Below are 12,465 nucleotides of genomic sequence, written 5' to 3'. Positions count from 1 at the left end.
TCTGGCCGGCTATAAGGGAATTTACCGGGCCAAAATCCATTTTTCAAGCCGCCGGACCGCTCACACCCAGTTAAGATAATATTTGGGAAAACTAATTGACGTTTGGCAAACAGGCAGACACAAAAAAGGGGCTAGCAAGCCCCTTTTTTACGATTGCCTTCAGCAGTCTATTTAACAGCTTCAGCAATTTTGTTAAACGCCTCAACCCGCTGTTTGCCGGTGTTGGCTAAATCGATGCCGTTCTCAACAATCATCTGAATCAGACCTGGAGTGCTGTAGACGATTTTACCCATGTAAGCGACCACTGGCACAGCAACAATCGCACCGAACAATGTACCTATACCTATCAAATGCAGCATTTTAGTAATCAGCACCACGATATCCAGTGGTAACAAAATCAAAGTACCGAAGTACAACAACACAATGAATGTGAACAGCGCGAACACCACAAACTGCAGCAGTCTTACCAATGCGACATTAAGGTTTTTCATGTTTATTTGTCTCGAATGAATGAAGAATCTTTTGCAAACACAGGCAACGGCCTTGATTTTCGTTACCTTTTCAGCCGTTAGCCAACTCGCGGCATTATAAAATAAAAGCCCTACCGTTTCTTGCTTTTTTGCCGCTTAACCGCGGCTTGGGCGCCTATTCATCCGACTGGAATTGATATTCCGGGGGTTTCTTTTCGATAAAAAACGGATGTAACAACGCTCCGGCAACGAAACCTCCGAGATGTGCCCACCAGGCCGAATCCACCGCGACGTTATCTAAAAAAGTTGCCGTAAACACATCTCCGATTTGAATGATCACCCAAAACCCAAGAAAAGCTATCGCCGGCACATGGAAAAACAGCGGATAAAACAGGATGGGCACCAGTATCACCACGGTAGCTTGCGGGAAACGGAAGAAATACGCTCCCAACACCCCGGCAATGGCTCCCGATGCACCCACCACCGGCACCGCCATCTTTGGGTAGAAATACCACTGCGCATAAGTTGCCAACAGCCCGCATAAGACATAAAACACCACAAAACGTTTATGTCCCATCAAGTCTTCGATGTTGTCCGCAAATATCCATAAAAACACCATGTTCATCAGCAAATGGCCGAAACCGCCGTGCAGGAACATATTGGTAAAAAACGACAGATAATAATCCGGCGGCAAGCCGAAACTATAAGCCCAATCCGGATTGGAATACCGAATCGGCACCATCCCGTACATGTAGACAAAGTGCTGCCCCATTTCGTCGGGCATAAACAGCATCGCCACGTACACTGCTATGCAAATAGCCATGATGCCCCAGGTCACATAAGGCTTGATGTTACAAGGTATCGAATCTCGAATGGGTATCATCTTAGGCTTCCTAAAGTAGTGGGCACATAAATCAGAGGCTAATTAAAATTTTTCGTTCCAAGTCTTCTCCAGCCGCTGTACCGAAACCGGGTAAGCCGTTTTCAGTTGCTGCGCAAACAAGGACACGCGCAATTCCTCCAAACTCCAGCGGAAGGGTTCACGCTCGGGCATAGGTACCAACGTCTTCATTTGCTTCTCGACATGTTGCCAAAAGCGTTGCGACAGTCTGTGCAGACCTTGGATATCCGCCGAATCCGGCTTTTGCTTATCCAAACGACACTCTATAGCTTTTAAATAACGCGGAATCGCTTGTATCTGCGCCAGCGGCGTATACCGCAAGAAACCACTAAACAGCAGTAAACTAAGCTGTTTTTCCAAGTCTTCTCGCAAACTCGGGCTGACGCCGGGTTGTTTCAACCGCTGTCTGACCGCTTGGTAGTTTGCCATGATTTCCGTGACATGCTTGCCCACCTGAGTCCCAACCGTGACCAGCATAGCTTTTTTAGCCGCTAGCGCCGCTTCGAACTGCTGTTGACTGCGGATGCTACTATCAGCAACAAACACACTATTAAAGATTAAGAATAGTAGGTCTTCCTTAAAATCGCCGCCCAGCCGTGCTGGCAATAAAGGGTGCTTGGGCAGTTGGTTGTAGGCCAACTGCAAAGTAGCCTGGACGCCACTGTTTTTTAACAAATACTGCGCATCCTTCCGACATTGCAATTGAAACAACTTGGTCAAACCGTCGAAATGCGCCAACTCGGCCTTATATTGCGTGTCGAGTATCTTCACCCCCACCGTGTCGCCTTCATCGACAATCGCCGGAAAGCCAATGAAGGTCTGGCCTTTTTGCATAAACTGCCAAGTCTCCGGCAAGTCGTCAAATGCCCAGGCGATACAGCCGGTGTGGTTCATTTCCTCTTGCGCCAATTTATCGAAACTATCACCCGCCTTGGTCGCATAGTCCGCTTGTAATTTCGCCAGATTACGGCCATAACCCAAGGCCCTACCATGATCATCGACAATCCGGAAATTCATTTTCAAATGATCCGGCAAAGTATCCGGCTGCCATTCGTTAAGCGGTATCGATTCGCCAGTCAGTTTACGCAAACGACCGCTCAACCACTCGAACAACGAACCTTTAAAATCCGGCTCGATTTCCAGACAAGCCTTGGCGGTGTTCGGCACCGGCACGAAGTGCTTACGCAGATGCTTGGGTAAGGATTTGATCAACGCGGTGACTTTTTCTTCCAGCATGCCCGGCACCAGCCAATCGAACGGCGCTTGGCGGATTTGATTGAGCTGATGCACCGGCACGATGGCCGTCACCCCATCCTCATCGTGGCCCGGCTCAAAGCGGTAATGCAATTCAATCGTCAAATCGCCGATTTTTTTGCTGTCCGGAAAGTCCCAATCGTTGATCTGATTATCGTCGCTGCGGGTCAGGTCTTCTTTGGTCAGAAACAAAATCTTGGGATTATCGCGTTCGACTTTCTTGCGCCACTGATCGAGGGTAATGCCGCTAACTACCTCAGCCGGCAGCTTTTTATCGTAAAACTGATAAAGCCATTCCTCGTCTTCCACCAAATCGACCCGGCGGCCCTTGTGCTGAATGTAGCCCACCTCTTCCAGCAAGGCCTCGTTGGCCTTAAAGAATGGCGCGTTGCTGTGATAATCGTGATTGACCAGTGCATGGCGGATAAACATCTCCCGCGCGGCTTTAGGATCGACGTTTTCATAAGGCACTTTGCGCTTGGCTTGCAAGGTCAAGCCGTACAACAGCGTGCGCTCGTAAACCCCGCTGCGACCGGCGTTTTTCTCCCAATGCGGGTCGTAATAATTGCGTTTGACCAAGTGCTGCGCTGCGGCTTCGATCCATTCCGGCTCGATTCTGGCCACGGTGCGCGCGTAAACCTTGCTGGTTTCGACTTGCTCGGCGGCCATGATCCACTTCGGCCGCAGCTTATGCTGCCCGGAACCGGGGAAGATGAAAAACTTTAGCCCGCGCGCGCCCAGATATTCGTATTGCTCATGCCTAAAACCGATGTTAGAAAGCAAACCCGGCAACAGCGCGCAATGAATCTGCTCGTAATTGGCCGGATTGTCATTAAACTTCAGCTTCAACTCGCCGCGTGCCACCTGCATGATTTGCGCATGGATGTCGTACCACTCGCGCATGCGGATATAAGACAAAAAATTGTCCTGGCAGTATTTGCGCAGCTTGCTGTTGGTCAGGTGCTTTTTCTGCGCCTCAAAGGTATTCCACAGATTTAACAGCGTCAGAAAATCCGATTCCTCGGCCTTGAACTGCGCGTGCTTGGCCTCGGCTTGCGGCATTTTGTCGGCGGGTTTATCGCGTGGGTCTTGGATACTTAAGGCCGAAACGATGATCGCTACTTCAGTCAACGACGCCAATTCGGCAGCGGACAACAACATCCGCGCCAGCTTAGGATCGGTGGGAATCTTCGCCAATTGCCGGCCGGTGTCGGTCAGCTGGCCTTGCTTGTCCAGTGCATCCACCTCAAACAGCGCATTCTTGCCGTCGCGGATCATCTTGTCGTCCGGCGGCTCGACGAACGGAAAATCTTCGATGTCGCCCAGCTTCAAGGCCGCCATCTGCAAGATCACCGACGACAAATTGGTGCGCAGGATCTCCGGTTCGGTAAACTCCGGCCGCGCCAGATAATCCTCTTTCGAATATAACCTGATGCAAATACCCTCAGCCACCCGACCGCAGCGCCCTGCCCTTTGGTTGGCGCTGGCTTGCGAAATACGCTCGATAGGTAAACGCTGAATCTTGCTTTTGTGGCTGTAACGACTGATGCGGGCATGACCGGAATCGATCACGCAGCGGATACCCTGCACGGTCAAGGAAGTCTCCGCCACGTTGGTCGCCAGCACGATGCGCGGTTTGTTACCGCTGGGTTTGAACACCCGCTCCTGCTCGCTGACGCTGAGTTTGGAATACAGTGGCAACACATCGTAGCGAGCGTTATTGTGCGACTTGCGCAAGGACTCGGTGGTCTCGCGAATCTCGTGCTCGCCGCTCAAAAAAATCAGGATGTCGCCGCGCATATCCCGATACAACTCGTCCACCGCATCCAGAATCGCTTGCTGCAAATCGGCGGAGGTTTCGTCGTCTTCCTCGATTAACTCGATGGGCCGATAGCGCACATCCACCGGATAGGTGCGGCCGGAGACGTTGACGATGGGCGCATCATTAAAATGCCTGGCAAAACGTTCCGGGTCGATGGTCGCGGAGGTAATCACCACTTTTAAATCGGGCCGCTTCGGCAACAACCAGCGCAGATAACCCATCAGAAAATCGATATTCAGGCTGCGCTCATGCGCCTCGTCGATGATGATGGTGTCGTATTGATTTAAATAGGGATCGTTCTGCGACTCGGCGAGCAGGATGCCGTCGGTCATCAGTTTGACCAGTGAATTGGGATGCGTTTGGTCGTGAAACCGCACCTTATAACCTACCGCCTGACCGATGGGCTGACCCAGTTCCTCGGCGATGCGGTCGGCGACGGTGCGAGCGGCAATTCGGCGCGGCTGGGTGTGACCGATCAAACCAGTTAAGCCACGCCCTATTTCCAAGCAAATCTTCGGCAACTGCGTGGTCTTACCGGAACCGGTCTCGCCGCAGACGATAGTGACTTGATTACTGCGGATTAACCCGGCAATCTCGTCCTTCTTGCCGCTGACCGGCAAGTCCGGGTAATTAATCACCGGCACCGACGCGCGGCGCTGATTGCAACGCCCGACCGAACGCTCGATCTTGTCCGCCACTTGCTGTAAGGCCCCGCTTACATCCTTGCCCTTACTCGACTCGCTGCGCAAGCGATCCAGTTGCCGCTTCAAGCCGTGGCGGTCGGTGCCCATGCAGTTGTGGAGATTTTTGGCGAGTTGTTTTAGGGTTTCGGAAGCAGACATCGGAGCGTGATGTAAAAAAGCGCCGATTATACGGACTTGGCACAGAAAAGGCAGCGCGCCCCAACCTTGCCAGCACCACCCCGACATAGCGTTGGTTTACCCGGCCCCGCCCGCCAAACCGGGCCTAAGCTCAGCATGACCTAGAGCAAGACGAAAACTGAAATGAAGGCTGGGAAAACCCGGATAGCTGCGGCCCCGGATAGCTGAACGCACGTCCTTACCGCCGCCATACCACGAGCCACCGCGCAGCACCCGTGCTTCCGCAGCGCTGTTCAGCGGATCGATAACAGGCGCTGTTCCCAAATTCTGTCGCCAGCCATCCTGACACCATTCCCAGACATTGCCGTGCATTTCGAATAAACCCCAAGGGTTGGCCAGCAAGGATTTCACCGCTACGGTGTTTTCCCGATAAACACTCTTTTCCGCGCCGGCATAAGGATATTTGCCATTGTAATTGACCTGTTTCGGGCTGATGTTATTACCAAAGGAAAACGGCGTCGAGGTGCCGGCCCGGCAGGCGTATTCCCATTGTGCTTCGCTGGGCAATTGCGCGCTCAGGCCGGAAACATCCGAATTCAAGACTTCGATAAAACGCTGGGCATCGTCCCAGCTGACTTGCTCGACCGGATGTTCCGGACTGCCCTGAAAACGGCTCGGATTCTCACCGCCCAGCACCGCCAGCCAGAAGGCCTGAGTGACAGTGGTGTCCGCCAGCCAGAAACCTTGGCTCAAGGTCACCGGGCGCTGAGTTTCCGATCCCTCTCCATCGCCCTGCCACTCCCGCTCCGGTTCATCATTCGGCGAACCCATCAAAAACGTACCCGGCTCTATCCAGCGAAACACCTGTCGCACACCGCTATAGCACAAGGTCTGCCATAAGCCGTAAGCATCCTCGCCCCATTCGCAGGCCCAGGGACAGGGAAACATAGGCGGAGATAAGGTATTGCGGTTAGTCATGGCGATTATGCACGTTGGCTGGAAACGCAGGAACTTCTATAGTAACGGCTTTCCCACGTGCGTCGGGAAACTACGACATACTTGGTAGCGGTACACTAAAATACCCATATCATTTTATTTTGCCAATTTGGCGTCGTTTTCTTTTCAATAGACCTGATCTAAGCCAGTCAGCATATTTTTCCATAAGGCCAGGATTTGATATCGATACTTTGGTATTGTTTGTTGACTCAACCGATGGCATTAGGCATCGCTTGGAATTGGAGCGACCAAGTGCTAGACGAAAACCTATACTGTCATCTCGAAAATCTGGTTCGTAGTGAGAGCGACTAGCAGAACGCATGAATCTGCCATAACTATCCCATGCCCCCCCTCGCAGCACACGAGGGCTTTCCATGTCCTCGAAGCCAGTCACTTCCTCAATTGAAATCATTCCGTGATTTTCTTGCCAGCTATCCTGACACCATTCCCACACGTTACCGTGCATCTCGAACAACCCCCAACGATTAGCAGGCAAAGATTTGACCTGAACCGTTTTTTCCCGATAAAGCCCTTTCGCACAACCAACATATGGAAAGTCACCGTTGTAATTGATTTGATCCGGTGTGATGTATTCTCCAAATGAAAATGGGGTAGTTGTTCCAGCCCGGCAGGCATATTCCCATTGTGCTTCACTAGGTAGTTGTGCACTTAAACCAGGAGAGATTTGATTTAATTTACTGATAAAAATCTGTGCATCATCCCAGCTAACCTGTTCCACTGGATTTTTCAGATGATCCTTACAATAACTAGGGTTCTCGGAAGCCATAACAGCCAGCCAAAATTCCTGAGTTACAGCTGTGTCGGCCAACCAAAAGCCTTGCGATAAAGTGACGGGATGCTGTGATTCATGGCCAAAGCGTTCCGCTTCATCTAGCGGAGACCCCATCATGAAGCTGCCTGGTTCTATCCAGCGAAAACGCTGAGTGACATGGTTGACGGTGAGGTCGGCGTAGAGGCCGTATTCATCAAAACCAAGCTCCCCGGTATTGGCGAATTGCGGCTCCCAGCGCAGGTCTACGAGCACAGTTAAGCGGTCATAAGCTGGTGGATGAGTTTCAGTGTGCTCTTGAACAAACAACGCCGGAAATGGATCGAACGGACTCGGGACATGGGGATAGATACCGGGCTGGTAGCCCTTGCCTGCTTGCAATATAAACCGGTAATTTCTAGCGGCAAAAATAAGATTCACGAACAGTCCTGTCGCTTCTCGGGCGATACTTGCCGCCCAACTGGGCTTACGAAAAGGTGAGAAGGTTAGCCGAATACTGCCGGTGTCTAAGGTAAACGTTTGTCCTTGCAAGCAGTATAAAGCTTTGGCCGTTTCACTATCTTCGGGCAAACGAATAGTCATGTTGTTGATACGCATCCGACCTTCTATGACCTCAGTTACGCTCAGCGTTAGAGTGTCATGGACGGATTCGAAGTCGGCCAATTTTACGCCGCCAATCGCGGCCGGCGACATGCCAGCCGTTGCTAAACACAAAGTCTCGCCGTACTGCCAAATGGAGTAATGACGTAACGCAGTACGCTGGGCAATTGCGGCTTGCACAGTGGCGGCATCGTATTGTTCCGGCACCGGCGCACCCGCACGCAACTGTTCCCGATAGGCCAATCCGTAAAGCGTGCTGGTGTAGCTTGCCGAGTAATTACGGGTAGCCTCGGCACCCAGACGACTTAAATGTCGGCGCGCAAATTGGGTCATGCCTTCTGGCGCATACGACCCGGCCAGACCATTAGCAAAACGCAACATAAAAGTCTCCGCCTGCTCAACGTCGGCTAATGCCTGTAATGAAAAACTCACCAGCGGCTGTGCATTAAGCACTTCTTCCGCCCACACCGCCGGAAATTGGCCAATATGATGGCGTTTAATTAACGCTAACACTTGATACTGCAATTCAGCCGACTGTTGTTTAAACAGGGATTGATACTCTGCGCGGCACTCCGGTCGCACACTAATCGCGTTGTAGCCCCACTGTATATCGGCATGCAAACATACTGCCGCTTCTATGCCGCTGTCTGCTTGCTCGGCGGGTAAACAACCGAGGATGGCGCGCAGCAATTCCGGCTCGACATGCACGGCCACTGACAGAAATGCTAAGACCCGGCGAACTTTGGCTGCATGGGCAGCCTGGTCGGGATCGGGCTTTTGCGGTTTCAGGCTACTATGTTTATTCCACAATAACTGCCGCACCGATTGAGTGACCGCCGGGTCTTGTTGCGCGGGCGATAGCGGTGCCAGTATCAACGGGCTGATGTTTTGGCGTTGTAATTGCTGCAAAAACCTTTGCCAATTTTGCCGTATCGAGCTGTCTTGGCCGGCGAGTTGTCCCAGATCGCTAACGATCAACACCACACTTTGCGCGCTCAGATTTCGCCAAGGTTGGGTCTGCTGAGTATCATCGAACCAGTCCCAGTAGTCGCCTTGCGGGTTGTCGTCGATCACCCGAATTTCCAGGCCGTTGCGGCCATATTGGCGGACAATGCGTTCGCAGAGCAAGTGGGCATCCTGCCAAAACGGCAGCATGCGTTTATTCAGGTCTAGAATCAGGTAAATCCGCCCAGCCGGTACCACCCTGGGCCTGCGTGGCAGTTGATATAAGGTTTGCAGACGGGCGATGTGCCTGACCAAGCGCGGCACGTCGAGCTTTCGACCGCAAACATGGCTTAGATTAAGGCGCAAAAAATCATTAAGGCGGGCGTCGGCAATAATGGCTTGATGAGGAATGGGATCGCCGGTTTCGAAAGGCTGTAAATCGGCTTCGGATAACGGTTCCACGCCCCGCAATGCGGGAGACAAACCTGCTTCGACTTCATCCGGATTCGCGTATTGATAGCGATGCGCCAAGGCATAAAACTGTTCCGGCGGACGTTGTACTTTGACTTCGGGCAACGGGTTCGGAGGTGGTGGTGTTATGTCGCCATCGAGGGCTTCGGATTTACCGGGATTTTTGAATTCCAACGCCTCCCGCAATTCGTAGCCCAAAATCAAGCCACTCAGGCGTTTCTCCTCCTGAGTTTGGCAACGTCTGGTCCAGCGCAATAAATCGGCACGGCTGGTTAAATTGCTAACCGGCATTACAAGGCTTTGCGCAACACAAAATGTTGAATATCGGCCAGCAGACTTTCCTGGTGGTCATCCCGGTCTTTGTCTTGTAAACACCGGTCGGTCATTTCATCGAGCGCCGCCAACAAATCCAGGTATTCGGCGAGCCCGGCTTTAACGGTGCCGTGGCGTTCGGCTTCCTGGCGGTCAGCAATCAATTGCCGGGCCGCCAAGCGTTTGACCGTCTCGCTGCATTGGTAGTCGTCGTAATGTACGTTGGCTCTTTCCAACAACCAGCCTTCCACATCTTCGTCAATATGTAAGTGCAACACCAAACAGCGCCGGATAAAGGCAGCCGGTAATTCGCGCTCGTCGTTGCTGGTGATGATGACCAAGGGCGGCGTTAAAGCCTGCTTGCTGTCCGCCGCCGAATTTTTACCGATGGTTTCACCGAGCAACGGCACTTCGAACCCGCCGTTGCCCAGAACTTCTAATAGCGCGTTGGGCAGCGACGGCTCTGCTTTGTCAATTTCGTCGATTAGTAACACGATACCGTTTTCCAGGGCACCGTCGTTAGAGGTTTGTGGGCAATAAATTTTATGCCGGCATACATCGTTGTACTGGCTGGCAGCACTGTTCCAGCCGAATGCCCACCACAGCACCCCAGGATTGAGATAGTGTTTGGGGTTGAGTTTGTCGTCGTCTTTAATGCCGGCGTGGGCATCGTTGAGTCGGGCCACCGGGTCATAACGCCAAAGCAAATCCTGGCCTTCGGTGTTGATATTAATCACTTCGGCGATAAATTTACGCTTCAGTTTGGCCGCCGCCGCTCGCGCCAGATAACTCTTACCCAAGCCCGGATCACCTTTGACCAGCAATGGCCGCTTGGTCGCCAAAGCCATTTCCAAGGCATAAGCCGAAGCTTTATCCAGCAGGTATTTGCCTTGCCCCCAGGAGCCGCAATCGGGATATTCGATCACTTCCTGAGGTTGAAAATATTTGAGCGTAGTGGTCATAGATCATCCATGTATTTTTGGATTATGCGGAAAAATTCGTTCACCTGCGCACGCAGGTGCGCTTCGTTGTTACCGACACCTTTACCGTAGCGCACTATCGGCAGTTCGGACAAACAGTCGTTGAGCGCTTTGCAAACATCGGGGTTATGTAATGGATGCATTGCCGCAAGGTCCTCCGAAGAATCTACTTCTAAACGAATCAATTCTGGTTTAGCACCCTTTCTGCGGGTTTTAAGCGTGTGGTTTAGCTCTTCTAAGTCAAACTCATCGAGAGGGGCATCGGGCTCGTTGCTATGGAGTTTACGATAAACCTTATTAACTGCGATGTTGACGACATGGGCTAACTCGGCGGCATTTTTATCGGGTTGCCAGCCTACTTCCCGCATAAATCCGCTTTCAACGGCATGACGTCCAACCACGGCATTCTTCACGTCGGTTATCTTTTGCTTATTCAGGGTCAAATCGGGTACCAGACCATAAACCGAGGCTAAATATATTTCTGCCGCCATACGTGTACGGACCGGCAAATCGTGCTGACGCGACAGGGTAGCGGTAAAGCTTCCGGTATCGGTCAAACTTAGCAACAGCAAAAATAGATTTAAAGCGACTCCGGCATCTTGCCGGTCTTTTTCTAAAGATGATTCGACGGCTAGCCTAAATTGCTCCAGAAAAGCTATTTGATTGCCTTCACTGGCTTTTAGCAATTCTTTAACGACATTCTCAGGCAATGCTTGCAAACCAGGCGGGAGAAACTGCTCGACAAGCGTTTGAAACAGCATCGATTTTTGCATGGGCTCTAAATGCTTACAAATACGCTCATGAACGTTTAACGCTGGTAGCCCAACCGTTTTTATGCCTAGGATTTGGCGAAAAGTTGCACTATTACGGATTAACCAAGGAATGGATACGCCAACAAGTTGTTTTTCCATCCAAAGGTTATGCTCGGTGATGACAGCCTGAATTTTCCCACTGGCAATATCAAACACCGGCGCGCCCGACATACCACCCCAGCCGTTCGGCATAACGTTGGCACGAGCAACAGTTGGGTCAATGGTGTCATCCAAAGTTAATTTAATTACCGGCTTTTCCAAATCAGCACTAAATAGACCTGTAGCAGTTTCCAGGTTATTACTATTTACGTTTGGATAACCTGCTGCTTTCCACCCTGTCCTGGCTTCGGCAAATTTCTGGCTAAATATCATCCATGACACTGATTTTTGATGGATTGCTTTTGGTAACTGACAATCAAGCACAACCAGATCGCAATTTATGGGTTTGTCATCCACCAGCAGTTTGCCGTCAAATGCGATATTGCGGGCAACCGCTGTTAATGACCTGTTATTACTGTCTTTCAAGTCCGGCCATTCGACTGAAACGCTTCCTCCGTCATGCCATTTGACGTTTTGGACAACATGCCCAGCCGTCAGAAGTAAATTAGGGCCGATCGGATACGCGGTACCAATATCCCCTTGGTTATTAATTTTAGCAATCCATTTTGGCTCCATTAACTACCACCTTGCAGCCCGCCTTTTAGCTTGATTGTGCTGGGCAATCCCGTCTGCGGATCGGGATTCTTTACATCAACCGGCTGCAAGCTCAATTTAATCTTGTGCGTCGCGGCGCTTTTGTAACCAGCCGATGCCTCGGCGTCGATAGCGCCCAACACCCAGAAATTGAATTTACCGCCAGCTTTTCCACCCACCGATTTTTCGACCACCATTTGCAATTCCACTTCTACGCTATTGACGTTGAAGCGGATGGTTTCCGCCGCCCCTTGTGTAGAGGCAGTCGCCAGACTCTGCCTTAGTTCTTGTATCACTTCCGCTAAATTCAGCTTATCGTCCATAGAAATTCTCCGAATCGTTTTATAAAGTCTTCTGGGGTAACCCACCTGTGCTTCCGCTAGTTTTCATTTGCCGCTAGCCATTACAAGCCAATTTAAACGACGCTTGGAGTCGCACTGAGCAAACCATTTTTTATACAAGCAATATATCGTCAAAATCGAACAAAGGCTATTAAGCCGAATTCAACTGGTTGCCAAGCTCCAGTTGTCTGTATTTGCCGGGAAGCAATAGCTTCCAAGATTGAGTTTCCAAGCCAGAGCTTGGAAACCAGAAACAA

Annotated in this window: 8 protein-coding genes; all 8 read right to left on the bottom strand. The window is 51.3% G+C overall.

Annotated elements, in window-relative coordinates:
• Positions 1-167: 167 nt before the first annotated feature.
• Positions 168-491 carry a hypothetical protein gene (locus tag METH11B_RS0125665; protein ID WP_020482013.1) on the bottom strand — a complete coding sequence of 108 codons (324 nt, stop codon included), beginning with the start codon at positions 489-491 and terminating at the stop codon, positions 168-170.
• 154 nt (positions 492-645) lie between these two features.
• A complete protein-coding gene (locus METH11B_RS0125660) occupies positions 646-1,353 on the bottom strand; it encodes a rhomboid family intramembrane serine protease (RefSeq protein WP_026604499.1) in 708 nt (235 codons plus the stop codon).
• 42 nt (positions 1,354-1,395) lie between these two features.
• Entirely contained in the window at positions 1,396-5,289 is a 3,894-nt protein-coding gene (hrpA, locus tag METH11B_RS0125655; protein WP_036278378.1) for an ATP-dependent RNA helicase HrpA, read from the bottom strand.
• 96 nt (positions 5,290-5,385) lie between these two features.
• On the bottom strand, positions 5,386-6,246 hold the full coding sequence (locus METH11B_RS0125650; RefSeq protein ID WP_026604497.1) for a formylglycine-generating enzyme family protein: 861 nt from the start codon (positions 6,244-6,246) through the stop codon (positions 5,386-5,388).
• Between the two features lie 109 nt (positions 6,247-6,355).
• Positions 6,356-9,361 carry a formylglycine-generating enzyme family protein gene (locus METH11B_RS29650; protein ID WP_026604496.1) on the bottom strand — a complete coding sequence of 1,002 codons (3,006 nt, stop codon included), beginning with the start codon at positions 9,359-9,361 and terminating at the stop codon, positions 6,356-6,358.
• Positions 9,361-10,344 carry an AAA family ATPase gene (locus METH11B_RS28165; protein WP_026604495.1) on the bottom strand — a complete coding sequence of 328 codons (984 nt, stop codon included), beginning with the start codon at positions 10,342-10,344 and terminating at the stop codon, positions 9,361-9,363. The genes METH11B_RS29650 and METH11B_RS28165 overlap by 1 nt, the downstream gene beginning before the upstream one ends.
• Complete coding sequence (locus tag METH11B_RS0125635) at positions 10,341-11,849, bottom strand: hypothetical protein (protein WP_026604494.1); 1,509 nt, start codon at positions 11,847-11,849, stop codon at positions 10,341-10,343. Before METH11B_RS0125635 ends, METH11B_RS28165 begins: the two co-directional genes overlap by 4 nt.
• Entirely contained in the window at positions 11,849-12,190 is a 342-nt protein-coding gene (locus METH11B_RS27430; RefSeq protein WP_026604493.1) for a trypco2 family protein, read from the bottom strand. Before METH11B_RS27430 ends, METH11B_RS0125635 begins: the two co-directional genes overlap by 1 nt.
• Positions 12,191-12,465: the final 275 nt, after the last annotated feature.

The organism is Methylomonas sp. 11b (assembly GCF_000515215.1).
GTDB lineage: Bacteria > Pseudomonadota > Gammaproteobacteria > Methylococcales > Methylomonadaceae > Methylomonas.
This window is presented reverse-complemented; position numbering and strand designations above follow the sequence as displayed.

Bases quoted from the DNA above. Each gene is read 5' to 3' on its own strand.
- METH11B_RS0125665 (WP_020482013.1), bottom strand. From the start codon at position 491: ATGAAAAACCTTAATGTCGCATTGGTAAGACTGCTGCAGTTTGTGGTG.
- METH11B_RS0125660 (WP_026604499.1), bottom strand. From the start codon at position 1,353: ATGATACCCATTCGAGATTCGATACCTTGTAACATCAAGCCTTATGTG.
- hrpA (WP_036278378.1), bottom strand. From the start codon at position 5,289: ATGTCTGCTTCCGAAACCCTAAAACAACTCGCCAAAAATCTCCACAAC.
- METH11B_RS0125650 (WP_026604497.1), bottom strand. From the start codon at position 6,246: ATGACTAACCGCAATACCTTATCTCCGCCTATGTTTCCCTGTCCCTGG.
- METH11B_RS29650 (WP_026604496.1), bottom strand. From the start codon at position 9,361: ATGCCGGTTAGCAATTTAACCAGCCGTGCCGATTTATTGCGCTGGACC.
- METH11B_RS28165 (WP_026604495.1), bottom strand. From the start codon at position 10,344: ATGACCACTACGCTCAAATATTTTCAACCTCAGGAAGTGATCGAATAT.
- METH11B_RS0125635 (WP_026604494.1), bottom strand. From the start codon at position 11,849: ATGGAGCCAAAATGGATTGCTAAAATTAATAACCAAGGGGATATTGGT.
- METH11B_RS27430 (WP_026604493.1), bottom strand. From the start codon at position 12,190: ATGGACGATAAGCTGAATTTAGCGGAAGTGATACAAGAACTAAGGCAG.